This is a genomic window from Pseudomonas sp. B22(2017), assembly GCF_002113105.1.
Lineage (GTDB): Bacteria > Pseudomonadota > Gammaproteobacteria > Pseudomonadales > Pseudomonadaceae > Aquipseudomonas > Aquipseudomonas asiatica.
This window is the reverse complement of sequence record NZ_NEJN01000010.1, coordinates 44,342-62,420: the sequence shown is the minus strand read 5'-3', so window position 1 is coordinate 62,420 and position 18,079 is coordinate 44,342. Positions and strand designations below refer to the sequence as shown.

Genomic DNA, 18,079 nt, shown 5'->3' with positions numbered 1-18,079 from the left:
TCAATGGATTGCAGGAGACAGGACATGAGTGCAGTGATCGACGACCACGCCCACGGCCATGACCATGCGCACGGCCCGGCCAAGGGCCTGATGCGCTGGGTGCTGACCACCAACCACAAGGACATCGGCACGATGTACCTGTGGTTCAGCTTCATCATGTTCCTGCTCGGCGGCTCGTTCGCCATGGTGATCCGCGCCGAGCTGTTCCAGCCCGGCCTGCAGATCGTCCAGCCGGAGTTCTTCAACCAGATGACCACCATGCACGGCCTGATCATGGTGTTCGGTGCGGTGATGCCGGCCTTCGTCGGCCTGGCCAACTGGATGATCCCGCTGATGATCGGCGCGCCCGACATGGCCCTGCCGCGGATGAACAACTTCAGCTTCTGGCTGCTGCCGGCGGCTTTCCTGTTGCTGGTTTCGACCCTGTTCAGCCCGGGCGGTGGGCCCAACTTCGGCTGGACCTTCTACGCCCCGCTGTCCACCACCTACGCGCCGGCCAGCGTCACCTTCTTCATCTTTGCCATCCACCTGATGGGCATCAGCTCGATCATGGGCGCGATCAACGTGATCGCCACCATCCTCAACTTGCGCGCCCCAGGCATGACCCTGATGAAGATGCCACTGTTCGTCTGGACCTGGCTGATTACCGCATTCCTGCTGATTGCGGTGATGCCGGTGCTGGCCGGCGTCGTGACCATGATGCTGATGGACATCCACTTCGGTACCAGCTTCTTCAGTGCCGCCGGCGGTGGTGACCCGGTGCTGTTCCAGCACGTGTTCTGGTTCTTCGGCCACCCCGAGGTGTACATCATGATCCTGCCGGCCTTCGGCGCGGTCAGCTCGATCATCCCGGCGTTCTCGCGCAAGCCGCTGTTCGGCTACACCTCGATGGTGTACGCCACCGGCGCCATCGCCTTCCTGTCGTTCATCGTCTGGGCCCACCACATGTTCGTGGTCGGTATTCCCGTGGTCGGCGAGCTGTTCTTCATGTACGCCACCATGCTGATCGCCGTGCCTACCGGGGTGAAGGTGTTCAACTGGGTCAGCACCATGTGGGAAGGCTCGCTGACCTTCGAAACGCCGATGCTGTTCGCCATCGCCTTTGTCATCCTGTTCACCATCGGCGGTTTCAGCGGGCTGATGCTCGCCATCGCCCCGGCGGACTTCCAGTACCACGACACCTACTTCGTGGTAGCGCACTTCCACTATGTGCTGGTGCCTGGGGCGATCTTCGGCATCTTCGCCTCGGCCTATTACTGGCTGCCGAAATGGACCGGCCACATGTACGACGAAACCCTCGGCAAGCTGCACTTCTGGCTATCGTTCGTCGGCATGAACATGGCCTTCTTCCCCATGCACTTCGTGGGGCTGGCCGGCATGCCACGGCGGATCCCCGACTACAACCTGCAGTTCGCCGACTTCAACATGGTGTCGTCGATCGGCGCGTTCATGTTCGGCGCCACGCAGATCTTCTTCCTGTTCATCGTCATCAAGTGCATCCGCGGCGGCGCGCCGGCACCGGCCAAGCCATGGGATGGCGCCGAGGGCCTGGAGTGGTCGATCCCTTCGCCTGCGCCCTACCACACCTTCCAGACGCCACCGGAAGTGAAATAGGAACCGTGCCATGAACGGCCTTTCGCTGAAACGTCTGGTGTTGCGCCTGTTGATGCTGACGGTGGTGATGTTCGCCTTCGGCTTCGCCCTGGTGCCTATCTATGACGTGATGTGCAAGGCCTTCGGCATCAACGGCAAGACCGGAGGGCAGTACGAAGGCAGCCAGGTCAGCGACCCGACGCGTTCGGTGCGGGTGCAGTTCATGTCGACCAATGCCAGCGACATGGTCTGGGACTTCTACTCCACCGCCGACCAGTTGGAGGTCAACCCGGGTGCGGTGAACCAGATGATCTTCATCGCCCATAACCCGACAGACCGGCCGATGAGTGCGCAAGCCATCCCCAGCATCACCCCGGCCGAAGCCGCGGCGTACTTTCACAAGACCGAGTGCTTCTGCTTCACCCAGCAGGTGCTGCAGCCCGGCGAACGCATCGAGATGCCGGTGCGCTTCATTGTCGACCGCGACCTGCCGGCCAGCGTGAAGCACCTGACACTGGCCTACACCTTGTTCGACATCACCGCTCGCCACCCGCCGGTCGCGCATGTAGCGGCCCAGGACGTCCAGGGCGCCCGTTAAGGGAAGGAGAACAGCAATGGCAAGTCATGAGCACTACTACGTTCCGGCGCAGAGCAAGTGGCCGATCATCGCCACCATCGGCATGTTCATCACGGTGTTCGGCCTGGGTACCTGGTTCAACGACATGAAGGCCGGCCACCCCGAGTCGCACGGGCCGCTGATGTTCTTCATCGGCGCGTTGTTCCTGGCCTACATGCTGTTCGGCTGGTTCGGTTCGGTGGTGCGGGAGAGCCGCGCGGGGCTGTACAGCCCGCAACTGGACCGCTCGTTCCGCTGGGGCATGAGTTGGTTTATCTTCTCCGAGGTGATGTTTTTCCTGGCCTTCTTCGGTGCGCTGTTCTACGTGCGCGTGCTGGCCGGGCCGTGGCTGGGCGGTGAAGGGGCCAAGGGTGTTGCGCACATGTTGTGGCCGACCTTCGAATTCACCTGGCCGCTGCTGCACACGCCCGACCCGAAACTGTTCCCGCCGCCCAAGGAAGTGATCGACCCGTGGCACCTGCCGCTGATCAACACCATCTTGCTGGTCAGCTCCAGCGTGACCATCACCATCGCCCATCATGCCCTGCGCCGCGACCACCGTGGCCCGCTGAAATTCTGGATGGCGCTGACCATCGTCCTGGGCGCCAGCTTCATCGCGTTGCAGGCCTACGAGTACCACGAGGCCTATACCAAGCTGGGGCTGACGCTGGGGTCGGGTATCTACGGTGCGACGTTCTTCATGCTCACCGGCTTCCACGGCGCCCACGTGACCTTGGGCACGATCATCCTGATCGTGATGTTCGTGCGCATCTTGCGCGGGCATTTCAACCCGGAGAAACACTTTGGTTTCGAGGCGGCCAGTTGGTACTGGCACTTCGTCGATGTGGTGTGGGTGGGGTTGTTCATCTTTGTGTATGTGCTTTAGGGCCAATCGCCGGCAAACCAGCTCCCACAGGGTCTCATTGGGCCTGAAGCATAGGTGATCCCTGTGGGAGCTGGCTTGCCGGCGATGAGGCCATCAAAACAAGTGCAGTTTCAGAAGGGGGCGTGTGAGACCAGCTGACCGCTGATGAAGCCCCAGGCCACCAGGCCGATGGTGAGGGCCGCCAGGGTCACCCGCACGGTCAGTGCCTTCAGCAAACGGGTCGAGTTTTCATCGTCCTTGACCAGAAACACCAGGCCGCTGAACAGGCTGGCAATCGTGGCCAACAGCATCAGGACAATCGCGGCCTTGAGCATGGCGATACTCCGGGGGGATGCGGTGATGTGGATAAGTATAGCGATCGGCCCGACGAGGCTCCGATGAGGCCGTTTCGTCCGGGCTGGGTACCAACCCTGGTGGTGCTTGCGCTGCTGCCGGGGCTGATCGCGCTTGGCTGCTGGCAACTCGGCCGTGCCGAGGAAAAGCGCGTGCTGCTGGCGGCCTATGCCGAGCGGCGGGTCGAAGCGCCCGTGGCCACGGCCCAGCTGACAGCGAACCAGGACAATGCCTTCCGCCGCGTGCATCTCTATGGCCGCTTCGACGCCGAGCACAGCTTGCTTCTGGACAACCGCATGCGTGACGGCCAGGCCGGTGTCGAATTGCTGCAACCCTTCCATGATCAGGCCAGCGGCCTGTGGCTGCTGGTCAACCGCGGTTGGCTGCCCTGGCCGGACCGCCGCGTGCCGGTGCATTTCGATACCCCTGCCCAGGCGTTGGCGCTGGACGCTTCGGTATATGTCGCGCCTGGCAGCACGTTCCAGCTGCATCCCGACCCTGCAGGAGGCCAGTGGCCGCACCTGCTGACCGCCGTGGATGCCGCGCAGTTATGGCAACAGCTCGATCGCGAAGGCTTCGCCCAAGAGCTGCGCCTGGAACCCGGCCCGGCGACCTATCGCCTGGACTGGCCGGTCGTTGCCATGGGCCCGGAAAAACACTTGGGTTACGCCGTGCAGTGGTTTGCCCTGGCAACCACTTTGGTACTGCTCTACCTCTACTTCGGCTGGCGCCACAACAAGGAGAAACGCCATGGCCACCGCCACTCCACTGGAAGTGCCTGAACGTAGCAAACCCAGAGCCCGCGGGCGTTTGCAGCTGCTGTTGATTCTGCTGGTGGTGCTCGGGCCGATGGTTCTGGCCACCAGCATGTACAAGCTCAAGTTCTGGGTGCCGGACGGCCGCAGCTACCACGGCGTGATGATCGGCAACGGGGAAACCCTTGCCGATCTCGGCGTGGCGGGCCAAGGCGAGCGCTGGCAGCTGCTGGTGAGCGCACCCACAGCCTGTGCCGAGGATTGCCAGCGGCTGGTGTACCTGGCCCGGCAGATCCAGGTCGGTCTGGGTCGTGATGCCAGCCGTGCCAGCCATGCCCTGGCGGCTGCCCAGCTGGCAAGCGCCGACTACCAGGCATTGCTCGGTCGCGAATATCCACAGTTGCAGCGTTACCCGCTGGATGCGCAACGCTACCTGCAAAAAGTCGGCGAGGCCGGCCCGCAGCTGTGGATCGTCGACCCGCACGGCAACCTGGTGCTGCGCTACGACGCCAAGGTCAACGGCAAGCATGTGCTGGACGACCTGCGCCACCTGCTCAAGCTGTCCAACATCGGCTAGGAGCCTGCCATGGCCAGACCCGGATTCCGCCTTGCTGTGTTCGCCACCTTGCTGGCACTGCTGGTTGTCCTGCTCGGTGCCTATACCCGCCTGACCCACGCCGGCCTCGGCTGCCCGGACTGGCCGGGTTGCTACGGCTTCATCAGCGTGCCCAAGAGCGAAGCGCAGCTGGCTCATGCCGAGCTGCATTTCCCCGAACACCCGGTGGAAGCCGCCAAGGGCTGGGCCGAGATGGTCCACCGCTACTTCGCCGGCACCCTGGCGATGGTGATCGCCCTGCTCGCCTTGCAGGCGCTGCGCCGGCATGCCCGCGATGGCCAGCCTTACCGCCTGCCCTTGCTGCTGCTGGGCGTGGTGCTGGCCCAGGCAGCCTTCGGCATGTGGACGGTCACCCTCAAGCTGTGGCCGCAGGTGGTCACCGCGCATCTACTTGGCGGCTTCACTACCCTGAGTTTGTTGTTCCTGTTGTCCCTGCGTCTGTCGCGGGCCTTTGCGCCCTTGCCAAAGCTGCCATTGAGCCTGCGACGGATCGCCGCGCTGGCCTTGCTGGTGGTGATCGGCCAGATCGCCCTGGGCGGCTGGGTCAGTGCCAATTACGCGGCCGTCGCCTGCATCGACCTGCCCACCTGCCACGGCCAGTGGTGGCCGGCGGCGGACTTCAGCAACGGGTTCCACCTGACCCAGCATGTCGGGCCCAATTACCTGGGCGGGCAGCTGGACAGTGATGCGCGAACGGCCATCCACATCAGCCACCGCCTGGGCGCATTGCTGGTGACCTGCGTGCTGCTGATGCTCAGCTGGAAGCTGCACCGCTGCGGCCTCCCTGGCCTGGCGCGGCTGGTGCTGCTGGCGCTGGTGGTGCAAGTCGGCCTGGGCATCAGCAATGTGCTGCTGCACCTGCCGCTGGCCGTGGCCGTGGCGCACAACGCTGGTGGGGCGCTGTTGCTGCTGAGCATGGTGCTGGTGAACTACCGCATCCGCGTGGTCGACAAGGTTCGCGTGGGTGTCGGCCATGGCTGGCGCCTGCGGCCCGTGGCTGGCGTGGGCATCTCCCACCACATGAGGAATGATTCGTGGCGACGCTTCTGAGCGCACAGAGGGCCAGTTGGCGTGACTACCTGGAGCTGACCAAGCCCAAGGTGGTGGTGCTGATGCTGATCACCTCGCTGGCGGGCATGTTCCTTGCCACCCGTGCGGGTGTCAGCTGGAGCGTGCTGCTGTTCGGCAACCTGGGCATCGGCTTTTGTGCAGGCGGCGCGGCGGTGGTCAACCATGTGGTGGACCGACGTATCGACGCGCTGATGGCGCGTACCCACAAGCGGCCGCTGGCCCAGGGCCGGGTCGAGCCGCTGCCGGCGCTGCTGTTCGCCCTGGCGCTGGCGCTACTTGGCATGGCCCTGCTGCTGGTGTTCACCAACGCCCTCACTGCCTGGCTGACACTGGCTTCCCTGCTCGGCTATGCGGTGCTTTACACCGGCTTTCTCAAGCGCGCCACGCCGCAGAACATCGTCATCGGCGGATTGGCCGGCGCCGCCCCGCCGTTGCTGGGCTGGGTGGCGGTCAGTGGGCATGTCAGCGCCGAGCCCCTGCTGCTGGTGCTGATCATCTTCGCCTGGACACCACCCCACTTCTGGGCTCTGGCGATCCACCGCAAGGAGGAATACGCCAAGGCCGATATCCCGATGCTGCCGGTGACCCACGGCGAGCGCTACACCAAGCTGCATATCCTGCTGTACACCTTGGTATTGCTGGCGGTAAGCCTGCTGCCGTATGCCATCCACATGAGCGGCCCGCTGTACCTGGCTTGCGCCCTGGTGCTAGGCCTGCGCTTCCTGCAATGGGCCTGGGTGTTGTACCGTGGCAGCCGGCCGCACGCAGCGATCGGCACCTTCAAGTACTCTATCGGCTACCTGTTCGCGCTGTTCATCGCGTTGCTCCTCGACCACTACCTGTTGCTGAACCTATGACCCGAACCCAGAAAACCGTCTTCATCCTCGTTGCCCTGGTCGCGTTGATCCTGGGCCTGACCGTCAACAAGGTGCTCAATGGCCGCGACCAGCCCAACCCCACCGAGCTGATCGATGCCGGCATCATCCTGCTGCCGCAGAGCCGTACCGTGGCCGACGTGACCATGACCAACCAGGACGGCCAGCCGGTGCAACTGGATGACCTGAAGGGCAAATGGTCGTTGCTGTTCTTCGGCTACACCTACTGCCCGGACATCTGCCCGACCACCCTGGCCCAGCTGCGCCAGGTGAAGAGCGAGCTGCCCAAGGAGGCCGTCGACCGGCTGCAGGTGGTGCTGGTGAGCGTTGACCCGAACCGCGACACGCCGAACCAGCTGAAGCAGTACCTGGGTTATTTCGACAAGGATTTCGTCGGGGTGGCGGGGTCGATCGAGGATACCCAGAAGCTGGCCAATGCCTTGAGCATTCCGTTCATTCCGGCCGATACCAGCAAGCCGGGGTATACCGTGGATCACAGCGGCAACCTGGCGGTAGTGGGGCCGGATGGGCGTCAGCGCGGGTTCATTCGGGCGCCGTTCAACAACCAGAAGCTGGTGGCGCAGTTGCCCGGGCTCGTGAAGCGGGATTGAGATTTTTGGGCCTGCTGCGCAGGCCTATCGCGACACAAGGCCGCTCCCACAAAGTACGGCGTACGCCTCGGTCCTCATGGTTTGCCTGCCAGGGCAAATCGCCGGCAAGCCGGCTCCCACAGGGACCTCACAGAGCCTGAGGCTGGCGCTGTACCTGTGGGAGCTGGCTTGCCGGCGAATGGGCCGCAAAGCGGCCCCGGGGATTTCGGATCAGAACGCCGGAACCACAGCGCCTTTGTACTTCTCGTTGATGAACTGCTTCACCTCAGGCGAGTGCAGCGCAGCAGCCAGCTTTTTCATGGCGTCCGAGTCCTTGTTGTCCGGGCGGGCAACCAGGATGTTCACGTAAGGCGAGTCACTGCCTTCGATGACCAGGGCGTCTTTTTCCGGGTTCAGCTTGGCTTCCAGCGCGTAGTTGGTGTTGATCAGGGCAGCATCGACCTGGGTCAGCACACGCGGGATCGTGGCTGCTTCCAGCTCACGGAACTTCAGGCTTTTCGGGTTCTCGGCAACATCCTTCACGGTGGACAGGATGTTCTTGTTGTCCTTCAGCTTGATCACGCCGGCCTTGTCCAGCAGCAGCAGCGCGCGGCCGCCGTTGGTGGCGTCGTTGGGGATGACCACGGTGGCGCCGGAGGACAGCTCGTCCAGCTTCTTGATCTTGGTCGAGTACACGCCCAGCGGCTCGATGTGCACGCCGGCAACGCTCACAAGGTTGGTACCCTTGGCCTTGTTGAACTCATCCAGGTACGGCTGGTGCTGGAAGAAGTTGGCGTCCAGGCGCTTTTCCGCCACCTGCACGTTCGGCTGGATGTAGTCGGTGAATTCCTTGACCTTCAGCTCCACGCCCTCTTTCGCCAGAACAGGTTTGACGAAGTTGAGGATCTCGGCGTGCGGAACCGGGGTAGCGGCAACGGTCAGGGACTCGGCGTGGGCCGAGAAGGCCGCGACAGCGGCGACAACAGCAAGCAGCTTCTTCATTGATCACTCCTTGTGAGGGCCGCGACGGCCCCCGAACGGGTCGGCCGGGCCGACCCCATTGGGGTTACTTACGGGAAAAATGCACGACCAGTTTGTCGCCCACGCTCTGCAGGACTTGAACCAGTACCAGCAACAGCACCACGGTGACGACCATCACGTCGGTCTGGAAACGCTGGTAGCCGAAGCGGATGGCCAGGTCGCCCAGGCCGCCGGCACCGACCACACCAGCCATGGCGGTGTACGAAACCAGGGTGATGGCGGTCACGGTAATGGCGGCGAAGATGCCCGGGCGAGCCTCCGGCAGCAGTGCGCTGGTGATGATCTGGCGGGTAGTGGCGCCCATCGACTGAGTGGCTTCGATGATGCCGCGGTCCACTTCACGCAGGGCGGTTTCCACCAGGCGCGCGAAGAACGGCGTGGCACCCACCACCAGCGGCGGAATGGCGCCGGCTACGCCCAGGGAAGTGCCTGTGATCAGCACTGTGATCGGGATCATAACGATCAGCAGGATGATGAACGGCAGCGAACGCAGGATGTTGACGATCAGCGACAGCAGCGCATACACACCCTTCTGCTCGAACATCTGCTTTGGCCCGCAGAGGAACAGCAGCACGCCCAGCGGCAGGCCGAGCAGCACGGTGAAGAACAGCGAGCCGAACAGCATGATCATGGTGTCGACGCTGGCCAGCCAGATTTCGGCCCAGTCGACGTTGGCAAAGAAATTCAGGGCGTCCATCAACGCAGTACCTCCATATGTACGTCAGCTGCCTTGAAGCGGGCGAACGCCGCTTCCATGTCACCGCCGATCAGGGCGAGGGTGAGCTGGCCATAGGGGACATCCTTGATGCGGTCGATACGCCCGGCGAGGATGCTGTAGTCCACACCGGTTTCGCGGGCCACGGTGCCCAGCAGCGGCGCGTAGGTGGCGTCGCCCTGGAAGGTCAGGCGCACGATACGGCCCGGCACGTGGGCGAAGTCGTCACGCTGCTCGCCTTCGTCAACCTGCTCGTCTTCCTGGACGAAGCGCTTGGTGGTGGGGTGCTGCGGGTGCAGGAACACCTCGGCCACCGAGCCCTGCTCGACGATCTGGCCGGCGTCCATCACTGCCACGCGGTCGCAGACCCGGCGGATCACGTCCATTTCGTGCGTGATCAGCACGATGGTCAGCTTCAGCTCACGGTTGATTTCGGCCAGCAATTGCAGGACCGAGGCGGTGGTTTGCGGGTCGAGGGCGCTGGTGGCCTCGTCGCACAGCAGGATCTTCGGGTTGGTGGACAGGGCGCGGGCGATGCCGACGCGCTGCTTCTGGCCACCGGACAACTGCGCCGGGTACTTTTTGGCATGGTCGGAAAGGCCGACGCGGGCCAGAAGCTCGGTCACGCGCTTGTCGATTTCGCTGCGCGACAGCTCGCCGGCCAGGGTCAGTGGCAAGGCGACGTTGTCGGCGACAGTCTTGGAGGCCAGCAGGTTGAAGTGCTGGAAAATCATCCCGACCTGCTGACGGAAACCGCGCAGCTGGCTCGCGTTGAACGCGGTAACGTCTTCGCCGTCGACGATGATCTTGCCGCCGGAAGGCTCTTCCAGGCGGTTGATCAGGCGCAGCATGGTGCTCTTGCCGGCGCCGGAATGGCCGATCAGGCCGAACACCTGGCCATCTTCGATGGTCAGGCTGGTCGGATTCAGTGCGGGGATTTCCCTACCGGCGACGCGGTAGGTCTTGTGTACCTGTTGGAACTCGATCACGTAGCGAACCTTGTGGGGCGCATGGAATTTGGGTCAGCGGTTAGCTGGGGTCGCGCATTTTAGCCTTTTCCCATAGCTGTTCTTAGCATTTATTTCGTAATGCACCAATCCTTCGGGCATATCGCGACAACCGGTAATCCTGATTGAACGCTCGGCAAAGCCTCCCGGTCACTACTTGCACACAGCCCGAAACGGGTATGCCTTAAGACTGACGAGGAGAGCCGATCATGCCCAGCAAGAACACGGACGCGCCAAAGCACAGCGAGGCCGCTGGCACCCAGACCCCGGACCGGGCCAATACCAACACCAAGTTGCAGAGCCTGGAGGCTGACCGAAGCGATGCCACAGGCAAAGCGTTGCGTACCAACCAGGGGGTGCGCATCGCTGACAACCAGAACACGCTCAAGGCGGGTGATAGAGGCCCGTCGTTGCTCGAAGATTTCATCATGCGCGAGAAGATCACGCACTTTGACCACGAGCGCATTCCTGAGCGCATCGTGCATGCGCGAGGAACAGGGGCGCATGGCTATTTCCAGAGCTATGGCAACCACGCCGAGCTGACCAAAGCCGGCTTCCTGCAGGACCCGGAGAAAGTCACGCCCGTCTTCGTGCGATTTTCCACGGTACAAGGCCCGCGCGGCTCAGCCGACACCGTGCGTGACGTGAGGGGCTTTGCTGTGAAGTTCTACACCGACGAGGGCAACTTCGACCTGGTGGGCAACAACATGCCGGTGTTCTTCATCCAGGATGCGATCAAATTCCCGGATTTCGTCCACGCCGTAAAGCCAGAACCGCACAACGAGATCCCGACCGGCGCTTCGGCCCATGACACCTTTTGGGATTTCGTCTCGCTGGTACCGGAGTCGGCCCATATGGTCATGTGGGCGATGTCGGACCGCGCTATCCCGCGCAGCTTGCGGATGATGGAAGGGTTCGGGGTGCATACGTTCCGCCTGATCAACGCCCAGGGCGTAGCCAGTTTCGTCAAATTCCACTGGAAACCGCGCCAGGGTGTGCACTCCCTGTTATGGGACGAAGCGCAGAAGCTGGCAGGCAAGGATGCTGATTTCCAGCGGCGCGACCTGTGGGAGGCTATCGAGACGGGTGATTACCCTGAATGGGAACTGGGTGTGCAGATCGTGCCGGAAGCCGACGAGCACAAATTCGATTTCGACCTGCTGGACCCGACCAAGATAATCCCGGAAGAACTGGTGCCGGTTACACCTTTGGGCAAGATGGTCCTGAATCGCAACCCGGACAACTTCTTTGCCGAAGTGGAGCAGGTGGCGTTCTGCCCGGCTCATATCGTGCCTGGCATCGACTTTACCAACGACCCTTTGCTGCAGGGACGGCTGTTCTCCTACACCGACACGCAGCTTAGCCGCCTCGGCGGGCCCAACTTCCACCAGATCCCGGTAAACCGCCCCGTCGCCCCTAACCACAACAACCAGCGTGACGCCTTGCATCAGCATGTGGTGCACAAGGGTCGCGCATCCTACGAGCCCAACTCCATCGACGGTGGCTGGCCGAAGGAAACGCCACCAGCCGCGCAGGATGGCGGCTTCGAGAGCTACCAGGAGCGTATCGATGCGCACAAGATCCGCCAGCGCAGCGATTCGTTCGGCGACCATTTCTCGCAGGCGCGGTTGTTCTTCCAGAGCATGAGCCCGACCGAGCAGCAGCACATCATCAAGGCTTACAGCTTTGAGCTGGGCAAGGTGGAGCGGGAGACGATCCGTGCTCGGGAAGTGAATGAGATTCTCGCCAATATCGACCTGAAGCTGGCGGCTGCGGTTGCTGCCAACCTCGGTTTGCCTGCACCGAACGCAGGCACTGTGCAAGTGAAGGGAAGCCAGCTTGCGCAGTCGCCTGCCCTGAGCCAGATGAACCACCCGGGCTCGGTTGGCATCAAGGGGCGCAAAATTGCCGTGCTGGTGGCAGATGGCGTAGACGCTGCCAGCGTGGACAAGCTGGTCAAGGCTCTGGAGGCGCACAGTGCCCGGCCGATGCTGCTTGGGCCGACCTCGGCACCAGTGATGGCCACGGACGGCAAGCAGCTGCCGGTGGGTGCCTCCATGGAAGGGATGCCCTCGATCATGTTTGACGGGATTGTTGTGCCAGCGGGCAAGGCCTCGACCGATGCGCTGGCAGGCAGTGGTTTGGCCAAGCACTTCCTGCTGGAGGGCTACAAACACCTGAAGGCGATGGTGGTGACCAAAGACCTTTTGGGCAGCTTGGGGCTTAAAGAAGACAAGGGGTTGCTGCTGGGGGATGAGCAGAAGACCGTGGATGCCTTCGTCAAAGCGGTAGAGGGGCATCGGGTGTGGGAGCGGGAGGCGGCTGCGGAGGCTGTGCCGGCCTAAGGGCGCTACTTTGCAGCCCATCGCCGGCAAGCCAGCTCCCACAGGTACTGAACCAGGCTTGAAATTGGTGCGGTCGAGGTGGGAGCTGGCTTGCCGGCGATAGGGCCCGGGAGGCTTATTGCTGATGCGGAACCAGAACCACTTGCGCCGGCAGCGACCGCTGGATCTTGTGCTTCTGCTTCAGCTCGAACCCGCTGTCGATCTTGCGCACGCGTTTCTCCAGCAAGGTCTTCAGCCAAGGCGCATCTTCGGTACGCGGCACCTGGAACACCACGTCGCATTGATAGCTCACCACATCGGCGGCAATGTCATCCAGCTGGCGACGCATGGCGCGGCTGTCGGTGGTCTTCAAGGCCACCACGGTGCTCGGTGCAGCCGGGTCGATGATGCGCGCCTTGGGCTTGGCCTCGGCCGCTCTCAACGCCGCTTCAGCTTTCTCCAGCTCGGCCTTGCGCGCCTGGGTCACGGCGTCGCCACCAGTAACCGCCGGGGCCTGCGGCATCAGCGCGCGGGCACGGGCCAGGGCTGTGGCGGCAGCGTTCACATCACCCTTTTGCAGGAAGATCTGGCTGCGTTGCAGGTAGGCTTCGGCAAGCTGGCGCTGGTATTGCTCCAGGCGCGCGTCATCCGGCGCCTGGGCCTGCAAGGCTGCCAGCTGGTCTTCGGCGGTGGCCAGCTCGTTGCTGGCGATGTTCTGTTGCAATTGTTGCCAGGCATCTGCTTGGGCAGGTGCGGTGGCCTGTTCGACCGGCGCGTTTGAACACGCAGCCAGGAACAGGGAAAACGCGGCAACAAGCAGATAACGGGAGGCGAACGGCTTCATTCCTGCGACTCTCTATTTGCGCAAAAAGCGAGCAAGTCTACACCCAGGTGCGCACGCTCGAAAACAAGTCTTACAGACCCTTTACGTGCGGAAAGGTTGCAGGGCGCGCCTTCGCACGCCCTGTTTTTCAGCGTTTTGGCAGGGCCAGGCTCAGCAAGAATAGCACCGCCGCGCAGACCACGATCGACGGGCCGGCAGGGGTGTCCTTGAACCAGGACAGGGCCAGGCCGCCGCATACCGCGGTCACGCCCAGCAGGCTGGCGCCCAAGGCCATCTGTTCGGGAGAACGGGCGTGACGTTGCGCCGCAGCGGCAGGAATGATCAGCAGCGAGGTGATCAGCAGCACCCCGACGATCTTCATGGCAACGGCAATCACCACCGCGATCAGCAGCATCAGCGCCATGCGCAGCCCGGCCACCGGCAGGCCCTCGACCATGGCCAGCTCCTCGTGCACGGTGACTGCAAGCAACGGCCGCCACAGTGCAGCGAGCAGCAGCAGGACCAGCGCGCTGCCACCGAGGATCCAGGCAAGATCGGTAGTGCTGATGGCCAGCAGGTCGCCGAACAGATAGGCCATCAGGTCGATGCGGACATCATGCATGAAACTCAGCACCACCAGGCCCAGCGACAAGGTGCTGGGGGCGAGGATGCCAAGCAGTGTATCGGAGGCCAGCGGTTGGCGTTGCTGCAAGGTAACCAGCAAGATCGCCAGCAACAGGCAGCCCACGGTTACCGCCAGCGCCGGGCTGACGTCCAGAGCAAAACCCAGGGCCACGCCGAGCAGCGCGGCGTGGGACAGGGTGTCGCCAAAATAGGCCATGCGCCGCCACACCACGAAGGAGCCCAGTGGGCCGGCTACCAGCGCCAGGGACAAACCGGCAAGCAGGGCGTAGAGAAGAAAATCAGCCATGCTTGCAGTGCGCTCCGTGAACATGGGTGCCAGGGGCGACCACCGAGCCGTGCAGGTCGTGGCTGTGGTCGTGATGGTGGTGGTAGATGGCCAGGCTGGGTGCGGCGGTCTGGCCGAACAGCTCGACGAATGCCGGGTCGCCGCTGACCTGCTCGGGGTGGCCCGAACAGCACACGTGGCGGTTCAGGCACACCACCTGGTCTGTGGCGCTCATCACCAGGTGCAGATCGTGGGAAACCATCAGCACGCCGCAGCCGTGACGGTCGCGAAGGCGGGTAATGAGGTTGTACAGCTCGGTCTGGCCAACCACGTCTACGCCCTGCACTGGCTCGTCAAGCACCAGCAACTGGGGTTCGCGCAGCAGGGCGCGGGCCAGCAGCACGCGCTGCATCTCGCCGCCGGAAATGGTCTGGATCGGGCTGTCGATGACCTGCTCGGCGCCTACTTCCTGCAACGCCGACAAGGCTGCCGCGCGGTCTACACCGGGCACCAGGCGCAAGAAGCGCAACACTGACAGCGGGAGCGTGGCATCGACCTGGATCTTTTGCGGCATGTAGCCAATGCGCAGTTTCGGCTTGCGCCAAACCTTGCCGCGGTGCGGCTTGAGCAGGCCGAGCACGGCGCGCACGAGGGTGGTCTTGCCCGCGCCGTTCGGGCCGATCAGGGTGACGATCTGGCCAGGTGCGACCGACAGGTCGATGCTGTCGAGCACCGCCTCGCCACCGAAGGTGACACCGACCTGCTCCAGGCGGATCAGTGCATCACTCATGCCGCGCTCCGGCAATTGCTGCACAGACCGACCACTTCCACCGTCTGGGTCTCGACCGTGAAGCCCACGCCCTTGGCGCTGCTGATGATGGCTTCGCTGATACTGTCCTGTTCCAGTTCGATGGCCACATGGCAGGCCCGGCAGATCAGGAACTGACCCTGGTGCAGGTGTTCCGGGTGGCTGCAGCCGATGAATGCGTTGAGCGAGGCGATGCGGTGCACCAGGCCGTTTTCCAGCAGGAAGTCCAGCGCACGGTACACCGTGGGGGGCGCGGCGCGGCGGCCGTCCTGCTCACTGAGCACGGCGAGGATATCGTAGGCGCCCAGCGGCTTGTGGCTTTGCCACACCAGTTCCAGCACTCGACGGCGCAGCGCGGTCAGGCGCAGGCCCTGGCGGGTGCACAAGGCGTCGGCTTCAGCCAATGCGCTGTGTACGCAATGTGAATGATCGTGAGGACGGTTGGCCAGCGGCGTGATGGACATGGGCAGCGACGGTTCTGGATGGAGACGTTATTATGTTACCTGTTTCTGACGACTCGAGTATTCACCGTGTCCCGATTCCTAGTCCTTTTTGTCGCTTTCATCGCATTTTCCGCCCAGGCCGACGTGCGCGTGCTGACCAGTATCAAACCCCTGCAGCAGATTGCCGCTGCGGTGCAGGACGGTGTTGGCACCCCTGAGGTATTGCTGCCTCCGGGGGCTTCGCCACACCACTACGCGCTGCGCCCGTCCGACGTACGGCGGGTAGGCGATGCCGACCTGCTTTACTGGATCGGCCCGGACATGGAAGGCTTCCTGCCGCGGGTACTGGGCAATCGCAGCAAGCCCACTGTGGCCGTGCAGGCGCTACCGGGCATGAAGCTCCGGCATTTTGGCGAGGACAGCCATTCCCATGAGGAAGAAGACCACGACGACCATGACCACGACCACCGCCCGGGCAGCCTGGACGCGCACCTGTGGCTATCGTCGGTCAACGCGCGTGTGATTGCAGCGAAAATGGCGGCTGACCTGGCGCAGATCGATCCGGCCAATACGGTGCGCTACCAGAGCAACCTCAAGGCCTTCGACGAACGCCTGGACGCATTGGATAAGCGGATCAAGGCGCGGGTGGCCGGGATTGCCGGCAAGCCGTACTTCGTGTTTCACGAAGCATTCGACTATTTCGAGGCCGAGTATGGCCTGAAGCACACCGGGGTGTTCAGCGTGGCGTCCGAGGTGCAGCCGGGTGCGCAGCACGTGGCAGCCATGCGCAAGCGCCTGCAGGAAGTGGGCAAGACCTGTGTGTTCAGCGAACCGCCGCTGCGGCCGCGGCTAGCCGAGACCTTGACCGCCGGGCTGCCGGTGCGCCTGGCCGAGCTGGATGCCCTGGGCGGTACCGACCCGGTGGATGGCAAGGGCTATGAGCGCTTGCTGGAGAAGCTGGGTGGCGACCTGGTTGGGTGCCTGGAACAGTTGTAAGCCTGTACCGACCTCTTCGCGGGTAAACCCGCTCTCATAGAACAACACATGACTCATTGGTTCGGCGAGGTTCTGTAGGAGCAGCCTTGTGCTGCGAAGAGGCCGGTACTGACAAAGCCTGTCTGTTGCTTTTACCGGCCTCTTCGCAGCACAAGGCTGCTCCTACAAAGGACGCGTCAGACGAGCGATATTTGTTCTCTGCACGACAGCGCAGCCCAAAAGGGCTGGGTAATCTCCCACAGGGATAGCGCCAGCCTCACGCTTGTCACCGTACCTGTGGGAGCGGGTTTACCCGCAAAGAAGCAGACACGCTCTAGAGGGCGAACGGCAGGTGCAAAGCCACCTGCTGGCGCTGCGCCAAACGCACTTCGAACTCGCTCGGGTCATGGATCATCACATCCATCCCGGCAAACGATTCCGCTGCAATCAGGCGCGACAGCCAGAAGCGCACGCAGCCTACCCGCAACATCTCCGGCCACAGCTCGGCTTCGGCCGCGGTGAACGGCCGCAGCGCCGCATAGGCCGCCAGCAACGCCTGGGCGCGTGGCAAATCGATCGCGCCGTGTTCATCCAGGCACCAGTCGTTCACGGTGATGGCAATGTCATATAGCATCGGCCCGGAACAAGCGTTGTAGAAGTCGATCACACCGGTCAGGTGGGTGCCTTCGAACATCACGTTGTCGCGGAACAGGTCGGCATGCAGGTTGGCCCGTGGCAGGGCCAGGATCTGTGCCTTGTGCGCACTGATTTCATCCAGCGCCGGTTGCAGCAGCGCGGCTTGCTCGGTGGTAAGGCGCGGCAGCAACTCGGCCCCCGAAGCCAGCATCCAGTCCAGGCCGCGGTCGGTGCGGCGCTCGATGATGTGCTCGCGGGTAGCCAGGTGAATGTGCGCCAGCAGCTCGCCGACCTGGGCGCAGTGCTGGGCGTTCGGTGCCTTGATGTGCTTGCCCGACAGCCGTGGCTGCAGCAGCGCCGGCTTGCCGCACAGCTCGCGCAGGCCATTGCCGTCGCGGTCGCGTATGGCATAGGGCACCGGCATGTCGGCTGCGTGCAAAGTGTCCAGCAGCTCGATGAAGAACGGCATGTCCTCGCTGGGCCCGCGCTCGATCAGCGTCAGGACGAACTCCCCCTGTTCGAGGCTGACGAAGAAATTGCTGTTCTCGGTGCCGGCGGCGATGCCCTGGAAATCGAGCAGACGACCCAGCGCGTACGGCGCCAGAAAGGTTTCCAGCTCAGGCCGGGTCACGGGGGTGAAGACTGACATGATGAAAATTTGCCCATACGGGCACTTCCGCCGGGAAGTGCCGGGTTGATGTGAACGGTGCGCGTCAGATTACCACTCGAAGATCTTCCAGGACGGAATCAGCATGTCCGGCTGGTCGGAACGAATGAAATTGCCATCAGAGCCATCGGCGCGTACCAGGAAATAAGGCTTGCCGTTTTTCGGCGTGATCTTGATCGCATACAGGAACCCGTTCTGCCGGTACTCCTGGATGGTTTTGTCGCCTTCCGTGCGAATGGTCACCTCGGGATCGGCCGAGGGGGCGTCTTCCGCCGCCAGGGTGACGACAGGCATGGTGGCCAACAGACCGAGCAGTAACAGGCGATTGAGTGTACGCATGATAACCTTGTCCCTTTGTCGTCAATGATTCTGGCTATTCTAGCGCCGGACCCGTC

At 63.1% G+C, this 18,079-nt stretch carries 20 protein-coding genes; 10 read left to right on the top strand and 10 right to left on the bottom strand.

Going from position 1 to position 18,079, the window contains the following annotated elements:
* Positions 1–24: 24 nt before the first annotated feature.
* From ctaD to CAG18_RS19265, 3 genes are read left to right on the top strand one after another with little or no spacing between them, the layout of a single operon-like run.
* Positions 25–1,614: a cytochrome c oxidase subunit I gene (gene ctaD / locus CAG18_RS19275; RefSeq protein ID WP_015268463.1), complete on the top strand. Its 1,590-nt coding sequence runs from the start codon at positions 25–27 to the stop codon at positions 1,612–1,614.
* A gap of 10 nt (positions 1,615–1,624) precedes the next feature.
* A complete protein-coding gene (locus CAG18_RS19270) occupies positions 1,625–2,191 on the top strand; it encodes a cytochrome c oxidase assembly protein (RefSeq protein WP_015268464.1) in 567 nt (188 codons plus the stop codon).
* Positions 2,192–2,207: 16 nt separating this feature from the next.
* Positions 2,208–3,095, top strand: coding sequence for a cytochrome c oxidase subunit 3 (locus CAG18_RS19265; RefSeq protein WP_015268465.1), 888 nt, complete (start codon positions 2,208–2,210; stop codon positions 3,093–3,095).
* A gap of 110 nt (positions 3,096–3,205) precedes the next feature.
* On the opposite strand, the gene CAG18_RS19260 is transcribed toward CAG18_RS19265, so the two are convergent.
* Positions 3,206–3,409: a twin transmembrane helix small protein gene (locus tag CAG18_RS19260; protein ID WP_003258925.1), complete on the bottom strand. Its 204-nt coding sequence runs from the start codon at positions 3,407–3,409 to the stop codon at positions 3,206–3,208.
* 63 nt (positions 3,410–3,472) lie between these two features.
* Here CAG18_RS19260 and CAG18_RS19255 point away from each other — a divergent pair, with 63 nt between their 5' ends.
* The 5 genes from CAG18_RS19255 to CAG18_RS19235 are packed head-to-tail and all read left to right on the top strand — an operon-like array spanning position 3,473 to position 7,356.
* The gene (locus tag CAG18_RS19255; RefSeq protein WP_085721377.1) at positions 3,473–4,210 is read left to right on the top strand and encodes an SURF1 family protein; all 738 of its coding nucleotides are present in this window, start codon (positions 3,473–3,475) and stop codon (positions 4,208–4,210) included.
* Positions 4,179–4,760, top strand: coding sequence for a hypothetical protein (locus CAG18_RS19250; protein ID WP_085721376.1), 582 nt, complete (start codon positions 4,179–4,181; stop codon positions 4,758–4,760). Before CAG18_RS19255 ends, CAG18_RS19250 begins: the two co-directional genes overlap by 32 nt.
* A gap of 9 nt (positions 4,761–4,769) precedes the next feature.
* Complete coding sequence (locus tag CAG18_RS19245; protein ID WP_015268468.1) at positions 4,770–5,849, top strand: heme A synthase; 1,080 nt, start codon at positions 4,770–4,772, stop codon at positions 5,847–5,849.
* Positions 5,834–6,727: a heme o synthase gene (gene cyoE, locus CAG18_RS19240; protein ID WP_013970304.1), complete on the top strand. Its 894-nt coding sequence runs from the start codon at positions 5,834–5,836 to the stop codon at positions 6,725–6,727. Before CAG18_RS19245 ends, cyoE begins: the two co-directional genes overlap by 16 nt.
* Complete coding sequence (locus CAG18_RS19235) at positions 6,724–7,356, top strand: SCO family protein (protein WP_013970305.1); 633 nt, start codon at positions 6,724–6,726, stop codon at positions 7,354–7,356. Before cyoE ends, CAG18_RS19235 begins: the two co-directional genes overlap by 4 nt.
* A gap of 210 nt (positions 7,357–7,566) precedes the next feature.
* Here CAG18_RS19235 and CAG18_RS19230 read toward each other — a convergent pair whose 3' ends face one another.
* The 3 genes from CAG18_RS19230 to CAG18_RS19220 form a co-directional block, all read right to left on the bottom strand.
* On the bottom strand, positions 7,567–8,337 hold the full coding sequence (locus CAG18_RS19230; RefSeq protein ID WP_013970306.1) for a MetQ/NlpA family ABC transporter substrate-binding protein: 771 nt from the start codon (positions 8,335–8,337) through the stop codon (positions 7,567–7,569).
* 64 nt (positions 8,338–8,401) lie between these two features.
* Entirely contained in the window at positions 8,402–9,073 is a 672-nt protein-coding gene (locus tag CAG18_RS19225) for a methionine ABC transporter permease (RefSeq protein WP_013970307.1), read from the bottom strand.
* Positions 9,073–10,080 carry a methionine ABC transporter ATP-binding protein gene (locus CAG18_RS19220; RefSeq protein ID WP_061305075.1) on the bottom strand — a complete coding sequence of 336 codons (1,008 nt, stop codon included), beginning with the start codon at positions 10,078–10,080 and terminating at the stop codon, positions 9,073–9,075. The genes CAG18_RS19225 and CAG18_RS19220 overlap by 1 nt, the downstream gene beginning before the upstream one ends.
* A 227-nt stretch (positions 10,081–10,307) precedes the next feature.
* Here CAG18_RS19220 and katE point away from each other — a divergent pair, with 227 nt between their 5' ends.
* Entirely contained in the window at positions 10,308–12,443 is a 2,136-nt protein-coding gene (gene katE / locus CAG18_RS19215) for a catalase HPII (RefSeq protein WP_015268470.1), read from the top strand.
* A gap of 115 nt (positions 12,444–12,558) precedes the next feature.
* Here katE and CAG18_RS19210 read toward each other — a convergent pair whose 3' ends face one another.
* The 4 genes from CAG18_RS19210 to zur form a co-directional block, all read right to left on the bottom strand.
* Positions 12,559–13,266 (bottom strand): PA5502 family lipoprotein, encoded by a 708-nt coding sequence (locus tag CAG18_RS19210; protein ID WP_085721375.1) that lies wholly within the window; start codon positions 13,264–13,266, stop codon positions 12,559–12,561.
* Positions 13,267–13,393: 127 nt separating this feature from the next.
* Positions 13,394–14,176, bottom strand: coding sequence for a zinc ABC transporter permease subunit ZnuB (znuB, locus tag CAG18_RS19205; protein WP_003256958.1), 783 nt, complete (start codon positions 14,174–14,176; stop codon positions 13,394–13,396).
* On the bottom strand, positions 14,169–14,945 hold the full coding sequence (znuC, locus tag CAG18_RS19200; RefSeq protein ID WP_025337219.1) for a zinc ABC transporter ATP-binding protein ZnuC: 777 nt from the start codon (positions 14,943–14,945) through the stop codon (positions 14,169–14,171). Before znuC ends, znuB begins: the two co-directional genes overlap by 8 nt.
* Positions 14,942–15,427, bottom strand: coding sequence for a zinc uptake transcriptional repressor Zur (gene zur / locus CAG18_RS19195; protein WP_015268473.1), 486 nt, complete (start codon positions 15,425–15,427; stop codon positions 14,942–14,944). The genes znuC and zur overlap by 4 nt, the downstream gene beginning before the upstream one ends.
* An 18-nt stretch (positions 15,428–15,445) precedes the next feature.
* On the opposite strand from zur, the gene CAG18_RS19190 reads away from it, so the two are divergent.
* Positions 15,446–16,402, top strand: coding sequence for a zinc ABC transporter substrate-binding protein (locus CAG18_RS19190; RefSeq protein ID WP_043935186.1), 957 nt, complete (start codon positions 15,446–15,448; stop codon positions 16,400–16,402).
* Between the two features lie 313 nt (positions 16,403–16,715).
* Here CAG18_RS19190 and CAG18_RS19185 read toward each other — a convergent pair whose 3' ends face one another.
* Positions 16,716–17,666, bottom strand: a complete 951-nt coding sequence (locus CAG18_RS19185) for a homoserine kinase (RefSeq protein ID WP_085721374.1) — start codon at positions 17,664–17,666, stop codon at positions 16,716–16,718.
* A 69-nt stretch (positions 17,667–17,735) separates the two neighbouring features.
* Positions 17,736–18,023 carry a DUF2782 domain-containing protein gene (locus tag CAG18_RS19180; RefSeq protein ID WP_015268476.1) on the bottom strand — a complete coding sequence of 96 codons (288 nt, stop codon included), beginning with the start codon at positions 18,021–18,023 and terminating at the stop codon, positions 17,736–17,738.
* Between the last annotated feature and the right edge of the window lie 56 nt (positions 18,024–18,079).

Bases quoted from the DNA above. Each gene is read 5' to 3' on its own strand.
- CAG18_RS19230 (WP_013970306.1), bottom strand. From the start codon at position 8,337: ATGAAGAAGCTGCTTGCTGTTGTCGCCGCTGTCGCGGCCTTCTCGGCC.
- katE (WP_015268470.1), top strand. From the start codon at position 10,308: ATGCCCAGCAAGAACACGGACGCGCCAAAGCACAGCGAGGCCGCTGGC.
- zur (WP_015268473.1), bottom strand. From the start codon at position 15,427: ATGTCCATCACGCCGCTGGCCAACCGTCCTCACGATCATTCACATTGC.
- CAG18_RS19250 (WP_085721376.1), top strand. From the start codon at position 4,179: ATGGCCACCGCCACTCCACTGGAAGTGCCTGAACGTAGCAAACCCAGA.
- CAG18_RS19190 (WP_043935186.1), top strand. From the start codon at position 15,446: ATGGAGACGTTATTATGTTACCTGTTTCTGACGACTCGAGTATTCACC.
- CAG18_RS19225 (WP_013970307.1), bottom strand. From the start codon at position 9,073: ATGGACGCCCTGAATTTCTTTGCCAACGTCGACTGGGCCGAAATCTGG.
- ctaD (WP_015268463.1), top strand. From the start codon at position 25: ATGAGTGCAGTGATCGACGACCACGCCCACGGCCATGACCATGCGCAC.
- CAG18_RS19270 (WP_015268464.1), top strand. From the start codon at position 1,625: ATGAACGGCCTTTCGCTGAAACGTCTGGTGTTGCGCCTGTTGATGCTG.
- CAG18_RS19185 (WP_085721374.1), bottom strand. From the start codon at position 17,666: ATGTCAGTCTTCACCCCCGTGACCCGGCCTGAGCTGGAAACCTTTCTG.
- znuC (WP_025337219.1), bottom strand. From the start codon at position 14,945: ATGAGTGATGCACTGATCCGCCTGGAGCAGGTCGGTGTCACCTTCGGT.
- znuB (WP_003256958.1), bottom strand. From the start codon at position 14,176: ATGGCTGATTTTCTTCTCTACGCCCTGCTTGCCGGTTTGTCCCTGGCG.
- CAG18_RS19210 (WP_085721375.1), bottom strand. From the start codon at position 13,266: ATGAAGCCGTTCGCCTCCCGTTATCTGCTTGTTGCCGCGTTTTCCCTG.
- CAG18_RS19260 (WP_003258925.1), bottom strand. From the start codon at position 3,409: ATGCTCAAGGCCGCGATTGTCCTGATGCTGTTGGCCACGATTGCCAGC.
- CAG18_RS19245 (WP_015268468.1), top strand. From the start codon at position 4,770: ATGGCCAGACCCGGATTCCGCCTTGCTGTGTTCGCCACCTTGCTGGCA.
- CAG18_RS19265 (WP_015268465.1), top strand. From the start codon at position 2,208: ATGGCAAGTCATGAGCACTACTACGTTCCGGCGCAGAGCAAGTGGCCG.
- CAG18_RS19180 (WP_015268476.1), bottom strand. From the start codon at position 18,023: ATGCGTACACTCAATCGCCTGTTACTGCTCGGTCTGTTGGCCACCATG.
- CAG18_RS19255 (WP_085721377.1), top strand. From the start codon at position 3,473: ATGAGGCCGTTTCGTCCGGGCTGGGTACCAACCCTGGTGGTGCTTGCG.
- CAG18_RS19235 (WP_013970305.1), top strand. From the start codon at position 6,724: ATGACCCGAACCCAGAAAACCGTCTTCATCCTCGTTGCCCTGGTCGCG.